General features: G+C 67.4%; 17 protein-coding genes. 7 read left to right on the forward strand and 10 right to left on the reverse strand.

The genetic code is table 11. The features are described 5' to 3' along the window. Window positions 1-102 precede the first annotated feature (102 nt). Window positions 103-972: a 1,4-dihydroxy-2-naphthoate polyprenyltransferase gene (locus AC0IX4_RS06360; RefSeq protein WP_471828441.1), complete on the forward strand. Its 870-nt coding sequence runs from the start codon at window positions 103-105 to the stop codon at window positions 970-972. A 48-nt stretch (window positions 973-1,020) separates the two neighbouring features. Continuing rightward, on the forward strand, window positions 1,021-1,503 hold the full coding sequence (locus tag AC0IX4_RS06365) for an FBP domain-containing protein (protein ID WP_042574077.1): 483 nt from the start codon (window positions 1,021-1,023) through the stop codon (window positions 1,501-1,503). A gap of 7 nt (window positions 1,504-1,510) precedes the next feature. Here AC0IX4_RS06365 and AC0IX4_RS06370 read toward each other — a convergent pair whose 3' ends face one another. Further along, on the reverse strand, window positions 1,511-1,894 hold the full coding sequence (locus tag AC0IX4_RS06370; RefSeq protein WP_042574078.1) for a phage holin family protein: 384 nt from the start codon (window positions 1,892-1,894) through the stop codon (window positions 1,511-1,513). A gap of 162 nt (window positions 1,895-2,056) precedes the next feature. Between AC0IX4_RS06370 and pepN the strand changes: the two genes are divergently transcribed. Further along, the gene (gene pepN / locus AC0IX4_RS06375; protein WP_471828442.1) at window positions 2,057-4,522 is read left to right on the forward strand and encodes an aminopeptidase N; all 2,466 of its coding nucleotides are present in this window, start codon (window positions 2,057-2,059) and stop codon (window positions 4,520-4,522) included. 3 nt (window positions 4,523-4,525) lie between these two features. Here the strand turns inward: pepN and AC0IX4_RS06380 are convergent, their stop codons facing one another. Next, on the reverse strand, window positions 4,526-4,858 hold the full coding sequence (locus AC0IX4_RS06380; RefSeq protein WP_042574080.1) for a DUF4229 domain-containing protein: 333 nt from the start codon (window positions 4,856-4,858) through the stop codon (window positions 4,526-4,528). A 216-nt stretch (window positions 4,859-5,074) separates the two neighbouring features. On the opposite strand from AC0IX4_RS06380, the gene AC0IX4_RS06385 reads away from it, so the two are divergent. Both AC0IX4_RS06385 and AC0IX4_RS06390 read left to right on the forward strand, forming a co-directional pair. Next, window positions 5,075-5,284 carry a BldC family transcriptional regulator gene (locus tag AC0IX4_RS06385; protein ID WP_042574081.1) on the forward strand — a complete coding sequence of 70 codons (210 nt, stop codon included), beginning with the start codon at window positions 5,075-5,077 and terminating at the stop codon, window positions 5,282-5,284. Window positions 5,285-5,414: 130 nt separating this feature from the next. Further along, the gene (locus AC0IX4_RS06390; RefSeq protein ID WP_042574082.1) at window positions 5,415-5,621 is read left to right on the forward strand and encodes a hypothetical protein; all 207 of its coding nucleotides are present in this window, start codon (window positions 5,415-5,417) and stop codon (window positions 5,619-5,621) included. A gap of 24 nt (window positions 5,622-5,645) precedes the next feature. Here AC0IX4_RS06390 and AC0IX4_RS06395 read toward each other — a convergent pair whose 3' ends face one another. The 8 genes from AC0IX4_RS06395 to AC0IX4_RS06430 are packed head-to-tail and all read right to left on the reverse strand — an operon-like array spanning window position 5,646 to window position 13,402. After that, the gene (locus tag AC0IX4_RS06395; protein WP_471828443.1) at window positions 5,646-6,776 is read right to left on the reverse strand and encodes a MinD/ParA family ATP-binding protein; all 1,131 of its coding nucleotides are present in this window, start codon (window positions 6,774-6,776) and stop codon (window positions 5,646-5,648) included. A gap of 22 nt (window positions 6,777-6,798) precedes the next feature. After that, window positions 6,799-7,776: a c-type cytochrome biogenesis protein CcsB gene (gene ccsB, locus AC0IX4_RS06400; protein WP_471828444.1), complete on the reverse strand. Its 978-nt coding sequence runs from the start codon at window positions 7,774-7,776 to the stop codon at window positions 6,799-6,801. A 2-nt stretch (window positions 7,777-7,778) separates the two neighbouring features. After that, on the reverse strand, window positions 7,779-9,416 hold the full coding sequence (gene resB / locus AC0IX4_RS06405; RefSeq protein WP_471828445.1) for a cytochrome c biogenesis protein ResB: 1,638 nt from the start codon (window positions 9,414-9,416) through the stop codon (window positions 7,779-7,781). A gap of 31 nt (window positions 9,417-9,447) precedes the next feature. Further along, complete coding sequence (locus AC0IX4_RS06410; RefSeq protein ID WP_471828446.1) at window positions 9,448-10,239, reverse strand: cytochrome c biogenesis CcdA family protein; 792 nt, start codon at window positions 10,237-10,239, stop codon at window positions 9,448-9,450. Window positions 10,240-10,247: 8 nt separating this feature from the next. After that, window positions 10,248-10,856, reverse strand: coding sequence for a TlpA disulfide reductase family protein (locus AC0IX4_RS06415; protein ID WP_471828447.1), 609 nt, complete (start codon window positions 10,854-10,856; stop codon window positions 10,248-10,250). Then, a complete protein-coding gene (locus tag AC0IX4_RS06420; protein WP_471828448.1) occupies window positions 10,853-11,533 on the reverse strand; it encodes a histidine phosphatase family protein in 681 nt (226 codons plus the stop codon). Before AC0IX4_RS06420 ends, AC0IX4_RS06415 begins: the two co-directional genes overlap by 4 nt. Further along, window positions 11,530-12,867, reverse strand: coding sequence for a glutamate-1-semialdehyde 2,1-aminomutase (gene hemL, locus AC0IX4_RS06425; protein ID WP_042574087.1), 1,338 nt, complete (start codon window positions 12,865-12,867; stop codon window positions 11,530-11,532). Before hemL ends, AC0IX4_RS06420 begins: the two co-directional genes overlap by 4 nt. 40 nt (window positions 12,868-12,907) lie before the next feature. Further along, the gene (locus AC0IX4_RS06430) at window positions 12,908-13,402 is read right to left on the reverse strand and encodes a GNAT family N-acetyltransferase (protein WP_042574088.1); all 495 of its coding nucleotides are present in this window, start codon (window positions 13,400-13,402) and stop codon (window positions 12,908-12,910) included. A gap of 107 nt (window positions 13,403-13,509) precedes the next feature. Between AC0IX4_RS06430 and AC0IX4_RS06435 the strand changes: the two genes are divergently transcribed. Continuing rightward, on the forward strand, window positions 13,510-13,749 hold the full coding sequence (locus AC0IX4_RS06435) for a hypothetical protein (RefSeq protein ID WP_042574089.1): 240 nt from the start codon (window positions 13,510-13,512) through the stop codon (window positions 13,747-13,749). A gap of 42 nt (window positions 13,750-13,791) precedes the next feature. Continuing rightward, entirely contained in the window at window positions 13,792-15,783 is a 1,992-nt protein-coding gene (locus tag AC0IX4_RS06440; RefSeq protein ID WP_042574090.1) for an acyl-CoA dehydrogenase family protein, read from the forward strand. Window positions 15,784-15,807 lie beyond the last annotated feature (24 nt).

A 15,807-nucleotide genomic window follows, 5' to 3' on the forward strand; every position in this document is an offset into this window, starting at 1 on the left:
ACCCTCGAGGCGAGGGTGCTGGAGGAAGTGTAGGCCACGGTTCCGACCCCCGACAACCGCACCGAGCACGTCGCCGAACTCCTGGTGCGGGATGATCCCCTCATGGCGACAGCAGCACAGTGGATCGAAGGGGCGCGGCCGCGCACCTTGCCGAACGCGATCGCACCCGTCGTGGTGGCGACCGGAGCGGCGGCACAACTCGCGGACGTGACGTGGTGGAAGGCGCCGGTGGCGTTGATCGTCGCCGTGGCACTGATCGTCGGAGTCAATTACTCCAACGACTACTCCGACGGCATCCGCGGCACGGACGACGACCGCGTCGGACCGCTGCGACTGGTCGGCTCGAAGGTCGCTACCCCGTCGTCCGTCCGCAACGCCGCGATCGCATGTTTCGCCGTGGCCGGTGTCGCCGGACTCGTCCTCGCCCTGACGACGGCATGGTGGTTGGTCCTGATCGGCGCGCTCTGCATCGGCGGCGCCTGGTACTACACGGGCGGCTCGAAGCCCTACGGCTACAGCGGTCTCGGCGAGGTCGCCGTGTTCGTCTTCTTCGGGTTGGTCGCGGTACTGGGCACCCAGTTCGTGCTCACCGGACGCATCGACCTGGTCGGGCTCGGATGCGCCGTCGGGATGGGCTCGTTCTCCAGTGCGGTACTCGTGGCCAACAACATTCGCGACATCCCCACCGACGCCGAGTCCGGCAAGCTGACTCTCGCCGTCCGACTGGGCGATGCGCGCAGCCGTGGGCTGCACGCCGCGCTCCTCGCCGTCCCGTTCGTCGTCAGCCTGGTGCTGATCATCGCGTCACCGTGGGCCGTGCTCGGCATCGTCGCCTTCCCGCTGGCATGGCGGGCCAACGCGCCGGTACGGGCACGCAAGCACGGCATGGAGCTGATCCCGGCTCTGCGCGACTCGGGACTCGCGATGCTCGTGTGGGGCGTGGCCACCGCGGTGGGCCTGTTCCTCGCCTGAGCGGAAAAGCCGTTGCTCCGGCTCACGACCATCCCCTACGGTCGAGGCATGGACCCCGTGACCGAACCGGATATCCGGGCGTCGTTCGTCAACTGCTCGAAGGGTGACGCCAAGCGTCTCCCCGTACCGAACGACCTCGACAGCCGCCCGTGGGACGACCTCGACTTCCTCGGCTGGAGCGATCCGGACTACGCGGGTCGGAGCTACCTGGCGGTCCCGCAGTCGGAGGGGCTCGTCAGCGTCGCGTTGCGCTCGGAGACCGGATCGCGCACGTCCCAGATGTGCAGCGTCTGCACCACGGCGCATCAGGGCGGAGGCGTGTCCCTGATGGTGGCGCGCAAGACCGGGGAGTCCGGTCGTCGCGGCAACACCGTCGGCATCTACATGTGTACCGACCTGGCGTGTTCGCTCTACGCGCGCCGGCTGAAATCGCCGAAACTCGGCCGTCAGTACCGCGACGACACTCCCGTGGAGGAGCGCGTCGAGCGCGTGCGCACCACCCTCACCGCGTTCCTCGCTCGACTGTCCTGAGCTCGGGTCAGCGACGCCGATCGGGGACCAGGCCGCCGAGAACCCAGTTCACCAGCGAGATGATCACCGCGCCCCAGAACGCGGCACCGAATCCGTCGACGGTCAGGCCGTACCCGGTGCTGTCCGTGATCGCCGCGGTCAGCAGCAGCATCAGGGCATTGATGACGAGCAGGAACAACCCCAGCGTCACCACGATCAGCGGCAGTGACAGCAGAGCGACGATCGGCTTGACGACGGCGTTGACCAGCGTGAACACCGCCGCGATGCCGATGAGCACCACGATGTCCCAGCCCTGACCCCGACCCGAACTGGCGATGTCGATACCGTCCACCCACCCGGCGGCGAGCCAGATCGCGAAGGCCGTGACGATCAATCTGAGCACCAGGATCATGCGGCCATGATCGCATGCGGGTCGACGATCTCGGGGCCGTCACCGTGCCTGATCGTCCACACGTCGAGGTGATCGACGGGATCCCATCGATTCGGGTGAGTTGTGGACGGTCAGGCACGGCAGGGGTGCGCGCGGCCGATCGAGTGATGTTGGAATGGTCGGGTGAGTACTGCCAACCTGACCCGATCCGAGACCGCCCATCGCTCCGACGTGGTGTCCGACGTCCGGTACGACGTCGCGCTCGACCTCACCGATGCCCGGACCGCCGCCGAGTTCCCTACGGTCACCACCCTGACCTTCGCGTCTCGGGAGTCGAGGACGTGGCTGGACTTCCTGGGAGCCGGCGTCGATCGCGTCGTCGTCAACGGCGCCGAGATCCCCGTCGAGTACGACGGCGCCCGCATCGCGGTGCGGGACCTTCTGTCGCACAACGTCGTCGAGGTGCATGCGCGGGGGAACTACAGCAGATCCGGCGAGGGTCTTCATCGCTTCGTCGATCCCGCGGACGGCGAGACGTACCTCTACACGCAGTACGAACCGGCCGATGCGCGTCGGGTGTTCGCGAACTTCGAGCAGCCGGACCTCAAGGGACCGTTCACCTTCCGGGTCACCGCACCGCCGGAATGGACCGTGTTGTCGAACGAACGGATCGAGTCCGAGGACGGCGCCACCCGCGTGTTCGCCGCGACGAAGCCGATCTCCACCTACATCACCGCCGTCGTCGCGGGGCCCTACCATCGGGCTCGATCACGCTACGAGGGAGGCGACCTCGTCATCGACCTCGGCGCGTACTGCCGGGCGTCGCTCGCCGACCATCTGGACCACGACACGATCTTCGAGGTCACGCGCGCGGGTCTCGACTTCTTCCACGAGAAGTTCGACTATCCGTACCCGTTCGGCAAGTACGACCAGGTCTTCGTTCCCGAGTACAACCTGGGCGCGATGGAGAACCCGGGATGCGTGACGTTCACCGAGTCGTACGTGTTCCGCAGCGCCGCAACCCGCGCCCAGTACGAGCGACGCGCCAACACGATCCTGCACGAGATGGCGCACATGTGGTTCGGCGACCTGGTGACGATGACGTGGTGGGACGACCTGTGGCTCAAGGAGTCCCTCGCCGACTACCTGGGCGCGTACGCATCGGTGGCGGCGACGGAGTTCACCGGCGCCTGGGTGTCGTTCGCGAATCGTCGCAAGGCGTGGGCGTACTCCCAGGACCAGCTGCCCACCACGCACCCTGTCGTCGCCGACATCGTGGACCTCGAGGCGGCGAAGTTGAACTTCGACGGCATCACGTACGCGAAGGGCGCCAGCGTCGTCAAGCAGTTGGCGGCCTTCGTGGGTGACGACGCGTTCTTCGCCGGTGCCCGCGCGTACTTCCGGGCCCACGCGTTCGGGACGGCGACGTTGACGTCGCTCCTCGACGCCCTGTCCGGCGCAGCGGGCATGCCCCTGGACGACTGGTCCGCCGCCTGGCTCGAGACGACCGGCGTCTCGACCATTTCCTACGACCGGGCTACCGGCGTCCTGTCGCAGACCGATCCGCGACCGCAGCGACTCGACATCGCCTGCCTGCAGCCGGATGCCGACGGTCACCTGGTCGACGCCGACCCCGTCTCGGTGCACATCACCGACGCGCACACCACGCTCGATCTACCCGACGCGGCGGTGATCCTGCCGAACGACGGCGACCGCACCTACGCCAAGGTCCGCCTCGACCCGGCATCCCTCGAGACCGTGACCGCATCGCTCGATCGTGTGCCCGACGATCTGCGTCGCGGACTGATCTGGTCGTCGCTGTGGAACGCCACGCGTGACGCAGAACTGCCTGCCGCGACGTTCGTGTCGCTCGCGACGCGGTTCGCGCCGACCGAACGCAACGCCGGCATCCTCGGCGCTGTCCTGGCCGACACGGCCGTCGCCGTGGAGCGCTACTGCGCCGACCGCGAGCAGGTGAGGCCGACGTGGACGGCAACGACGCTCGACCGGCTCTCCGCCGCCGCCGCGGGAAGCGACGCGCAGCTCGAATGGTTCCGCGCCTTCGCCGCAGCTGCCGCGCACGACGACGCGTCGGCGCCAGACGTACGTGCGCTTCTGAGCGGGGACACGACGATCGACGGACTGGCTCTCGACGCCGAACAACGCTGGTCGTTGTGGTTCGCGCTGGCGGCGACGGGTCACGCCGACGTATCCGAGTTGGACGAGGTACTCGCGTCGGACCGCACGGGCGCCGGCGAGGTGCAGTACGCCGCGGCCGTGGCGGCGCAGCCCTCCGCCGAGGTCAAGGCCGACGTGTGGGCGACCCTGACCGGGCAGAAGAGCGCCGGCGCGGGTCCGAGCAACGAGAAGGTCGGCGCGATGGTCCGCGGATTCACCGCGGGCACGTCACGGCATGCGATCGAGCGCTTCGACGACGAGTACTTCGATCTACTCGAGACGTTCTGGCGCGAGAACAGCATCGAGATCGCCCGACGACTCGTCATCGGGCTGTTCCCGCAGACGGAGTCCACGGATGCCGCGGACGCGTGGCTCGCGGGGCATGAATCCGCTCCGGCAGCGCTCCGGCGATGCGTCGTCGAACAGCGGGATCATCTGGCGCGCGCCCTCAGGGCGCGGGCCGCCGGGTAAGGGCTACTCGCCGCGCAGGCGGGACTGCAGGTCCTCGCGGTCGCGGCGACGCTTCTCGTCCACCGCGGCGATGTCCTCGTTCACGCGGCGCCGCAGGGTCTTGAACAGCACCAGCGACAGAGGGAACGCGACGACCAGAGCGAACACCATCGCCACGAGCAGCGGAATCTCCACACCGATCGCGTTCGCGCCGAAGAAGATGATCGCGGCGACGACCGCGATCAACCCGAGCCGGGCCGCTGTGTAGAGCGCGAGGTCGCGGGCGAGCTTGCCCTTGGCGGAGCCACCGGGTGAGCCGGCTCCGGGAGAGCTGTCTGGGGCGACTGATTCCGTCATAGCCCCAGGCTACCGGCCGCGCCGAGCACGTCGTCGACAGCGGTCACGGGCACTCGGGGAGCCACATGTCGTATCCGATTTGTCCATTACCTCCCCTTTACCAACACGAGAAGAGTCGAGTACCCGGGGGTCTCGATGCCACCATGGGCACCGAGGACGCGGACGAACCGCCCGCGGCCGATCGAGACGAAGAACTGTGTCCCTTGGAGGATCGCGATGAGTGCACCGGCATACACACCCACACAGGAGAACCTGCTCACCCCGGGCCAGGTGGCCGCACTCTTCCATGTCGACCCCAAGACGGTCACGCGGTGGGCCCACGCCGGCCGTCTCGGATCTCTCCGCACCCCGGGTGGTCACCGCCGCTTCCGCGAGTCCGAGGTCATGCAGCTTCTGACCTCGCTGACCACCGAGGCTCATCGCTGACGATCGTCGTCCGCACACCCACTCCCGAGTGACCACTCGGGCATCGTCGGAAGATTCTCAGGATCTTGCGATGTCGACCCGAGTGCCCTGACGCGCCACCACGACTACGCTCGGTAGTGGAGGTACGAAGATGATCTATCTGTTGGCACTGATCGGGCTCGCGGTAGTTGTGGTGCTCCTCTGGAAGTCGTTCGGCCCCGCTGCCGAAGCTCCCCGAGGACGCGTCACAGGACCGGACGACGACCCCGAATTTCTGTGGAAGATGAACAAGAACAACAGGTCTCGCGGACCGGGCCCCGACCGCCCCGACGCGGGAACCACCAGCTCTACCGAGTGACACCGCAGGGACAGCGCATGACCGTCACCGCTTGACGAAGAGCGGGAACTCGGCGGTCATGGCTGCCGCTGTCTCCAGAAGCGCCGTGCGCGTCGCGGGTGCCATCGCGTCGAGATCCACTTCTGCGCCCTGAGCGAGATGCTCGTCGTACGGAATGACGCGCACTGCCCTGCATCGCTGCCCGAAGTGGTCGACGATCTTCGAGACGTCGATGGCCTTCGTACCGGGGCGCACCATGTTGACCACCGTGAGTGACTGCTCCACCAGATTCCGATAGCCGTGCGCATCCAGCCAGTCCATCGTGGCGGATGCGCTGCGTGCGCCGTCCACCGAACCCGAACTGACGATGATCAGGCTGTCCGCGCTGCGAAGAATTGCGCGCATCGCCGAGTGCAGCAGGCCCGTTCCACAATCGGTGAGGACGACGTTGTAGAACCGTTCGAGGATGCCGACGGCCGACTCGTAGTCGTAGGCGTCGAAGGCCTCCGACATCGCCGGATCCGACTCCGATGCGAGCACCTCGAGCCGATGGTGGTTCTGCGAGGTGAACGCTCGGATGTCGCTGTACTTGTTCGAATCCCGCGCATCGCGCAACAGGTCTCGGACGGTCTTCTCAGTCTCCAGCGGAACACGGGAGCTCAGCGTTCCACGGTCCGGATTCGCATCGACCGCGATGACACGATCGCCCCGCACTGCCGAGAACGTCGAGCCGAGTGCCGCCGCGATCGTCGTCTTACCGACGCCGCCCTTGAGGCTCAGGATCGCGATCCGATGGCATCCACGCAGCGGATTGTCGACCTGCCGAATCAGAGCGAGCCGACGCTGTTCCTTCGCGCTGTTGCCGACGTTCACCCGGCCGCCCGTGACGTCGAAGAGCACCCGACGCCACCCGCCGGTCGGCGGGGGCGGCGCAGCACGCAGCAACCGAGACGTGGACAGGTCGTGAGCCGACGGTGGCGGCACTACCGGCTCCTGCGGCATGGGTGCTACCGACGGCGGAACCGAGTACTGACTGTCCGGGCTCGCATAATCGGCGGCCTGATAATCGGGTGGGGTGTAGCCGGCAGCGGGCGCCGTGTCGGTGTCCTGCTCCCCGAAGTGCGGCTCCCCGAGGTGCGGTCGATCCGACCATCCGTCCCAACGATCATCGGTCACGTCCGGCCCCCCGCTGTAGAACTCAGTTCAAGCCGGCGTACGAGTGCAGACCGGAGACCACCATGTTGATGATGAACAGATTGAACAGCATCGCCACGAAACCGGCGACGTTGATCCATGCCGCGCGGGTGTTCCGCCATCCCGACGTGGCCCGTGCGTGCAGGTATGCGGCGTAGACGACCCAGGCGATGAACGACACCGTCTCCTTGGGATCCCAGCCCCAGAAGCGACCCCAGGCGGCTTCCGCCCAGATCGCGCCAAGGATGACACCGGCCCCGAACAGCGGGAACCCGATGATCGTGGTCTTGTAGGCGAGTCGGTCGAGCGTCTGGGCGTCGGGGAGTCGCTGAGCGAAGCGCGCCAGCGCACCGGTACCGGCACCGTCCTCGGTTGCCGGGAAGCGCATCCGCAGCAGGAAGAGCAGCGACGCCACACCGGCGACGAGGAAGATGCCGCTGCCGATACTGACGATGGTCACGTGGATCGGCAGCCAGTACGAGCGCAGTGCCGGCACGACGGGGGCCGCGTCCGCGTAGAGAACCGTCGCGGCCAGGAACATCAAAATCATCACCGGCACGACGACGAAGATCAGCGTCGGGCGCATCTTGCGCAACGCGACCACGGAGGTGGCCGTCGCCGCAGCAGTCGCCATGGTGACGAACTCGTACATGTTGCCCAGCGGGAACCGGTCGGTGGCGAAGCCGCGCAACACGATGGAGGTGACGGTCAGCAGCAGACCCAGCACGACGAGCGCGTAGCCCATGCCGCCGTAGCGCTCGGACATCGGGCGCTTGGGCGCCTCCTCGATCCGGCCGGGCCCGGTGGGCCGCAGCGGCGCCTTGCCTGCCGGGACGAGCTGCTTCTCGGCCTTGCGCTCCGACGCGGTCACGGTGAGCGTCGCGTACTGCGCGATCAGGAACACCGCCGCGAGCAGATAGACACCGAACGCGGACCGGAACGACCAGTCACTGAACTGTGCGAGTGTGGCATCGATCGGCATGGTCACTCCTTGCCTGTACGGGCACTGTCGGGTGTGGGCGAGTCGAGGAGTTTCGTCGACAGACGGTCGAACTCGTCGCCCCACCCCGCTTGGTCGGTGCGTGCGAGACCGCCCAGGTCTACTACGGTACGTCGTCGGTCGTCGCCTGCGGTCACGCGCACCCAGATCCGACGCCGCTTGATCACCAGGGACACCAGCAGACCGGCCATCATGGACAGCGCGAACACCAGCACCCACGTCTGCGCGGGGTCGTGCGAGACCTGCAGATTGACGAACTGCTCGGCTCCGTCGAAGCGGACCTGCGTGCCGTCGGCCAGCGTGGTCGACTCCCCCGGCGTGAGATTCACGCGATCCTGCTTGACCAGACGACCCTGCTCGACCAGGACCTTGCTCAACGAGAACAGCGACTGCGGATTACCCGTATCGAGGCCGGTGTCGCCCTTGTAGATGTCTATGGCCACCGCCGGATCGTTCGGAGCGGGGAAGCTCGACGAGAGCAGGGTGCCGTGGAAGAACGCGGTCGGTGCGAACAGCCCCTCGATGGCGATCTGGTTCTGACGGCGCACGTCCGGGTCCGGGTACAGACCACCGGGCGGGTCGAAGCGGTGGACGCCGCTGGAGAGGAACGTCGTCCCGTCCGTGGGCTCCCACTGGACCGTCTCGGTGCGGGTCTCGCCGTTCGGGAACGTCACCGTGAACGTGGGCGCGTATCCGTGTCCCTGCAGGTAGACGCGATCTCCGGCCACTCGCAGCGGGTGGTTGACCTGCAGGGTGTCCGGGCGCCAGGTGTTCGTGACCAGGTCGTCGCCGGCCTGGTACTCGATGTCGGACGTGAACTGCTCCGCCTGCCCGTTCTCGAGGTAGTCGGCCGTGAAGTTCTTCACGCGCACGCACAACGGCGTCATGCCGGTGCCGTCCTCGCTGTTACCGGCGCGGAACGAGTCGAACTGCGCCGGTGAGGTGGTGCAGATGCCCGGGCCGTCGTTGGCGATCACCACGACGTTGCCCTCGTAGCTGAAGAGCTTGCCGACGGCGATGGCCACCAGAAGCCCGACGAGGGACAGGTGGAAGACGAGGTTGCCCGCCTCGCGCAGGTATCCCTTCTCGGCGGACAGCGTCAGCGCGCCCGACTCCTCGGTGCGCCGGACCTTGCGCCACCCACCCATGCGCGACTCGATGTCGTTCATCAGCGTCTCGGGATCCGCGTCGACCTCGGTACTCAGATGGTGCGGGAGGCGGGCGAGATTGCGCGGGGTCGCCACGGGCGGGGTGCGCAGAGCCCTCGCGTGATCGACGCAGCGCGGGAGGATGCAGCCGACCAGCGAGACGAACAGCAGGACGTAGATGGCGGTGAACCAGAAGCTGCCGAACACGTCGAACAGCTCGAGCCGGTCCATCAGCGGTCCGAGACTCGGACGGTTGGCGATGTAGGTGTCGACCTTGCCCGAGTTGAGACTGCGTTGCGGCAACAGTGCACCGGGCACGGCGGCCAGGGCGAGCAGGAACAACAACACCAGGGCGGTGCGCATCGACGTCAGCCCACGCCACGTGTTGCGCACGGCCGCCACGACGCGGCCCGCGGGAGACTGCCTCGGGGGGCGAGCCTCCGCGTCCGGGCGGGCTGACAGATCAGTACTCATGAACTCTTTCTCGTCCTCGGTGCGACCGGTGCTAGATCGGCAGGGTCACACCGGTGACCGCGCCGTCTCGAACCCAACTCACGAACATGTCCCATGCCCCCGTGACCAGGGCGATTCCGACTGCCACGAGCATCACGCCACCGAATATCTGGATCGCCCGCGCATTGTTGCGCAGCCATCCGACACCGCGGAGTGCACTCACCGACCCGAACGCGAGGATCACGAACGGCAGACCGAGACCCAGGCAGTAGGCGATGATCAGGACGACACCGCGAGCGGCGGTCGTCCCCTCGGTACCGGCGGTCAACGAGATGACACCCGCCAGCGTAGGCCCGAGACACGGAGTCCAGCCGAGCGCGAAGACACCTCCGAGCAGCGGCGCGCCGAGGATGCTCCCGATGCGCTTCGGCTCGAAGCGCGTGTCCCGCTGCAGCGCGGGGATCAGGCCGAGGAACACCAGTCCCATCGCGATGGTGACCACACCGCCCACACGCTGCAGCACCTCGCGGTTGACTGCCAGCACGGAGATGGCCCCGAAGACGGATGCCGTCGCCAGGACGAACACGACCGTGAATCCGAGCACGAACAGTGCCGCTGCCGCCGCGACGCGACTGCGCCCGCGGACCATGGTCTTGGTCGCTGCCTCGTCGGCCGTCACGGACGGGGCGTCGGCACCGACGACACCCGCCAGGTACGACAGGTAGCCGGGGACGAGGGGTACGACGCACGGCGACGCGAAGGACACGAGCCCGGCCAGCACGCACGCGCCCAACGCCAGGAACAGAGGTCCCGACGCCGCCGCGGACTGGAACGCCTCACCCATCGGAGGTTCTACCCATCGGAGGCCTCGGGTGTCTCGGCGGCGATGCGCTCCACCACCGGTTGCAGATCGCTCGCCAGCAGTTCCGTCAGGAACACCGCGGCGACCCGGTGCTCACGATCGAGCACGATGGTCGTGGGGATGACCGTCGTCGGATAGTTCGATCCGAGGGCGAGCAGTGTGCGCAGCGGCGGGTCGTAGATCGACGGGTACGTCACCTTGTTGTCGACGACGAAGTCCTGCGCCTTGTCCTGCTGGTTGTCGCGGACGTTGATCCCGAGGAACTGGACGCCCTGATCCTTCGTCGCCTCGAAGACCTGCTCCAGGTCGTCGGCCTCGCCGCGGCACGGCCCGCACCACTGTCCCCAGATGTTGAGGACGACGACCTGACCGTCGTAGTCCGACAGCGACGTCGTGGCGCCCTCGGTCATCAGATCGGGACCCGACAGGTTCCCGACGGTTCCGCGGTCGGCCGGAGGGTCGTAGAAGATGGAGGTCTTTCCTCCGGGGGAGACGAACTCGAACGTGCCGCCCTGAGCCACCGCGTCGTTGCCCGTGGCGCAGCCCGTGAGGGCAGCGGCGACCACGAGCAGAGGCGCGAGCAGGCGGGCGAATCTCATGCGCCGGTCTGGAGAGGGTCCGACGCCCCCGAGGGCTCGGAGTAGACGATGTCGACGAGGGTGTCGCCCTCATAGATCAGCGACGTGAGCGAGGCGAGACCGCACTGACGGTGACGCGGGTCGTGCCACAGTCGGTCACCCTGCAGGAAGCGGCGCAGCGTCCAGACGGGGAGCTGATGGCTGACACAGACGGCCTCGTGCCCGACGGCGGCGACGCGCGCGGTGTTGACGGCGGCCAACATCCGATGCGCGATCTGCAGGTAGGGCTCGCCCCAGGACGGCGTGAAGGGGTCGCGCAGCTTGAGCCAGTGACGGGGGCGTCGCAACGCACCGTCGCCGACGGCGACCTTGAGGCCCTCGAAGTCGTTCCCGGCCTCGATGAGATTCTCGTCGGTCTCGATGGTCAGTCCGAACGCCGACGCGATGGGCGCCGCGGTTTCCTGCGCACGCTGCAACGGGGATGCGACGACGTGCGTCACGTCGTGTCCGGCGAGGGCGTCCGCAACCTTGCGCGCCTGTGCCTGACCGTTGACGGAGAGTCGGAAGTTGGGCAGTCGTCCGTAGAGGATGCCCTTGGGGTTGTGCACCTCCCCGTGGCGCAGCACGTGCACGATCGTGCGCGTATCGGCGTGGGGATGGTCGCCGAGCTGGGTCTCGGCTGACGTGGCGTCGGTCATGACGGTGCTTTCTGCTCGGCTGAGGCGGCGGCTGCCGCAGCGTGGGGAGCGGCAGCCTCGATGATCTCGAAGGCGCGGTCGTCGAGGGCGGCGGAGACGAACCAGGCCTCGAAGGCACTGGGCGGCGGGTAGACGCCGCGGCTGAGCAGGGCGTGGAAGAACGCGGGGAACCGCCAGGTGTCGGCGGCCTTGGCGCCGGCGTAGTCGATCACCGGATCCTCGGAGAAGAAGACGCTGACCATGCTGCCGGCGTACTGCACGCGATGGGTCACGCCCTGCGCGGTCAGGGCGTCGCCGAGGATGGTGCCCAGACGGTGGGAGTTGCGCTCGAGTGCGGCGTAGACGTCGGCGTCCGCGTGGCGCAGCGTGGCCAGACCTGCGGCGACGGCCACGGGGTTACCCGACAGCGTTCCTGCCTGGTAGACGGGGCCGGCCGGTGCGAGGTAGCTCATGATGTCGGAGCGTCCGCCGAACGCGGCGGCGGGAAGACCGCCGCTCATGACCTTGCCGAAGGTGTAGAGGTCGCCCGCGATTCCGTCGAGTCCGTACCAGCCGGAGGCGCTGACGCGGAAGCCCGTCATGACCTCGTCCATGATCAGCAGCGCATCGTGCGCGCGGGTCAGACGCTGCAGGCCCTCGTTGAATCCGGGCTGGGGGGCGACGGCGCCCATGTTGCCGGCGGCAGCTTCGGTGATGACGCACGCGATCTGCCCCGGGTTGTCGGCGAAGGCCTTCGCGACGGCGTCGAGGTCGTTGTACGGAACGACGATGGTGTCGGCGGCCTGCGCCCCGGTGACGCCGGGGGACGTCGGCAATCCGAGCGTGGCGACACCGGATCCGGCGTCGGCGAGCAGGGCGTCCACGTGGCCGTGGTAGCACCCCGAGAACTTGACGATCTTGGAGCGACCGGTGAAACCGCGGGCCAGCCGTACGGCACTCATGGTCGCCTCTGTGCCCGAATTCACCAGGCGGACCTCGTCGACGGGGTCCACTCGGCGCACGATCTCCTCGGCGAGCTCGATCTCACCGAGGGTCGGAGCGCCGAAGGACAGGCCCGTCGTGGCGGCCTTCTGCACGGCCTCGACGACCGCGGGATGCGCGTGTCCGAGGATCATCGGTCCCCACGACGAGATCAGGTCGACGTAGCTGTTCCCGTCGGCGTCGCGCAGCGTGTAACCGCTGGCCTCGGCCATGAACCGGGGGGTGCCGCCGACCGAGTGGAAGGCACGCACGGGCGAGTTCACACCGCCGGGGATGACGGCCGATGCGCGCGCGAAGAGTTCTGCGGATCGGGCGGTGGGAACACCGGTGTCGGTTCCGCTGGAAGGAGTCACCTCTCCAGTGTTTCACAGGACGGAGAGTGCTCTTCCTGGTCTACGGCGCGAGTAGTAGTTGCATCCAGGTCAGGTCCAGCCACCGCCCGAACTTGACGCCGACCTGCGGCATGACCCCGACGACCTCGAATCCGAACTTGGCATGCAGGGCCATGGAGGTGGTGTTGGACGACTCGATCCCGGCGACCATCGCGTGGACGTCGCCGAGGCGAGCGCGCTCGATCAGTTCGGCCATCAACGCCGTCGCCACACCCCGGCGGTGGAAGCCGTCGGCGACGTACACCGAGTTCTCGACGGTATGACGGTAGCCCGTCTTCGGTCGGAACGGACCGTAGGAGGCGTAGCCGGCCATCTGCCCGTCGATGTCCGCCGTCAGGATCGGCAGCCCGGCCCCGGTGCGCTGATCGAACCACGCCTGCCTGTCCGCCAGTTCCACCTGCTCTTCGTCCCAGATGGCTGTCGTCTCGGCGATCGCCGCGTTGTGCACGGTGAGGATGGCGGGAAGGTCGTCGGGGACGGTGTCGCGGATCAGCACAGCGTCACGGTAGTTCCCGTGCCGTCGATGTGCCCGGCCGGCTCGGGTTCGAGAATCGGCTGATCGAAAGTGTTAAATCTGCGTTACATCGGGCATATCCTCGAACTATGTCAGCACCACACGAACCGGCTCGGTACCCGTGGCCGGACGGTTTCCGCGAGCACCTCGTCGAGCAGTGCGACGGGTTCAGCTCGCTGATGTCGCGGGCGATCTCCGACAACGGCGCCTCGCTCTTCGGCGACGGCCCGTACGCGAAAACCGGCCCTCAGGGTGCGTCGATGGACGCGACCGGTGTGATGTTTCGCAAGATCCGCGAGTTCGCGCGTGAATATTTGTGGCCCCGCTGACAACTGGCCCACACGTGGTCCCGCTTTTGGTTACCGTCGAGTATGACCACTACCGAGACCGGCACCAGCGACTCCGCCACCGCACTCGCGAAGCATCTGCGTAACACGCTCGACGGGCGCTGGCGTGACGTTCGCAACCAGACTCGCGAGCAGCTCGAGCGGCACGAGTTCGCTCCGCACTACACGCCGAACACCGCCATCGCTCGGACGAAGGCGTTCGAGCAGCTGCGTGTGTTGGCCGCGGCAGGCGCCGCGGAGTCGGGCTTCGCCAAGGAGGTCGGCGGCACCGGCGACATCGGCGCCGCGGTGACCATGATCGAGATGCTCGCCATGTCGGACCTGTCGCTGATGGTCAAGGCCGGCGTCCAGTGGGGGCTGTTCGGCGGCGCGATCGAGAACCTCGGCACCGAGAAGCACCACAAGCAGTTCATCAAGCCGCTGATCGACCTCGAGACCCTCGGCTGCTTCGCCATGTCGGAGACCGGTCACGGCAGCGACGTGCAGTCCATCGGCACCACCGCGACGTACGACCGCGACACGCAGGAATTCGTCATCCACACCCCCGACAAGTCCTCCCGCAAGGACTACATCGGCGGCGCCGCGGAATCGGCGAAGTACGCGGCCGTGTTCGCGCAGCTGATCACCGCCGGGCCCGGCGAGGAGCCGGAGAGCAAGGGCGTCCACTGTTTCGTCGTCCAGATCCGTGACGAGAACTTCGGCAGCGACCTGCCCGGCGTCACGACGTTCGACATCGGCTACAAGGGCGGACTTCCGGGCGTCGACAACGGCCGCATCATGTTCGACCACGTACGAGTTCCTCGCGAGAACATGCTGAACAAGATTGCCGACGTGGCGGAGGACGGCTCGTACTCCTCGGACATCGACAACGCCAACCGGCGCTTCTTCACCATGCTCGGAACCTTGATCCGCGGCCGCATCACCGTCGGCGGTTCCGCCGGCGCCGCAGCACGTGTCGCCCTGACCATCGCGACCAAATATGCGTTGCAGCGCAAGCAGTTCAGCGCGCCCGGCACCGACGACGAAGTGACGATCATGGACTACCTGGTCCATCAGCGTCGACTGTTCCCACTGATCGCCAAGTCGTTCGCGCTGCAGTTCGCGCAGAACGAGTTGGTGTCGAAGATGCACGACATCCAGAGCGCCGAGGATCCCGATCCCACCGAGCAGCGCGAACTCGAATCGCGCGCGGCAGGACTCAAGGCCGCCAACACCTGGCATGCGACCAAGGCCATCCAGGAGTCGCGCGAAGCCTGCGGTGGCGCCGGCTACCTCGCCGAGAACAGGCTCATCGCACTCAAGGCGGACTCCGACGTCTTCACCACCTTCGAGGGCGACAACGTGGTGCTCACACAGCTCGTCGCGAAGGAGCTGCTGACGGCGTACGCGCACGAGGTGCGGTCCTTCGGTGCCGCCGACTGGGTCAAGTTCGCCGCCGGCACGGTCGGTGACGTGGTCAAGAAGCGCACCGCCGCCGCGCCGATCATCCAGACGCTCGTCGACTCCCGTCAGGACAACGAGGAGGAGGGCAGCCTCTTCAACCGCGGCACCCAGATCTCGATGTTCGAGGACCGTGAGGAGTACCTGATCTCCACGGCGGCCAAGCGGCTCAACGGCTTGTCGAAGAAGATGAGCCAGTTCGACGCGTTCAACTCGGTGCAGGACCACATCCTGCACGCCGCCACCGCGCACGTGGATCGCGTCGTGCTCGAGGCGTTCGTCGCCGGCATCGACAACTGCGAGGACGACGACGCCAAGGAACTTCTGGGCGAGGTGTGCGACCTCTACGCCCTGTCCACGATCGACGCGGACAAGGCGTGGTTCATCGAGCACCGCTACATCTCCACCGAGCGGTCCAAGGCCGTGACGCGCGGCATCAACGAGCGCTGCCGCAGCCTCCGCCCGCACGCCCACACGCTGATCGACGCGTTCGGTGTGCCGGAGGCCCTGCTCGGCGCCGCGATGCTCGCCGACGACGAGCCCGGTGAAGTGAAGGAATCCGTCACCGCCGACTAGGCCCTGACGGCCCCTTCGCGGGGG

The sequence above is a fragment of the Rhodococcus sp. AC861 genome (genome assembly GCF_979256035.1).

Excerpts from the sequence above, each read along its gene's own strand:
- AC0IX4_RS06370 (WP_042574078.1), bottom strand. The coding sequence starts at position 1,894 with ATGATCCTGGTGCTCAGATTGATCGTCACGGCCTTCGCGATCTGGCTC.
- AC0IX4_RS06360 (WP_471828441.1), top strand. The coding sequence starts at position 103 with ATGGCGACAGCAGCACAGTGGATCGAAGGGGCGCGGCCGCGCACCTTG.
- AC0IX4_RS06380 (WP_042574080.1), bottom strand. The coding sequence starts at position 4,858 with ATGACGGAATCAGTCGCCCCAGACAGCTCTCCCGGAGCCGGCTCACCC.
- AC0IX4_RS06435 (WP_042574089.1), top strand. The coding sequence starts at position 13,510 with ATGTCAGCACCACACGAACCGGCTCGGTACCCGTGGCCGGACGGTTTC.
- AC0IX4_RS06385 (WP_042574081.1), top strand. The coding sequence starts at position 5,075 with ATGAGTGCACCGGCATACACACCCACACAGGAGAACCTGCTCACCCCG.
- AC0IX4_RS06415 (WP_471828447.1), bottom strand. The coding sequence starts at position 10,856 with ATGAGATTCGCCCGCCTGCTCGCGCCTCTGCTCGTGGTCGCCGCTGCC.
- resB (WP_471828445.1), bottom strand. The coding sequence starts at position 9,416 with ATGAGTACTGATCTGTCAGCCCGCCCGGACGCGGAGGCTCGCCCCCCG.
- AC0IX4_RS06365 (WP_042574077.1), top strand. The coding sequence starts at position 1,021 with ATGGACCCCGTGACCGAACCGGATATCCGGGCGTCGTTCGTCAACTGC.
- ccsB (WP_471828444.1), bottom strand. The coding sequence starts at position 7,776 with ATGCCGATCGATGCCACACTCGCACAGTTCAGTGACTGGTCGTTCCGG.
- AC0IX4_RS06410 (WP_471828446.1), bottom strand. The coding sequence starts at position 10,239 with ATGGGTGAGGCGTTCCAGTCCGCGGCGGCGTCGGGACCTCTGTTCCTG.
- AC0IX4_RS06440 (WP_042574090.1), top strand. The coding sequence starts at position 13,792 with ATGACCACTACCGAGACCGGCACCAGCGACTCCGCCACCGCACTCGCG.
- AC0IX4_RS06390 (WP_042574082.1), top strand. The coding sequence starts at position 5,415 with ATGATCTATCTGTTGGCACTGATCGGGCTCGCGGTAGTTGTGGTGCTC.
- AC0IX4_RS06420 (WP_471828448.1), bottom strand. The coding sequence starts at position 11,533 with ATGACCGACGCCACGTCAGCCGAGACCCAGCTCGGCGACCATCCCCAC.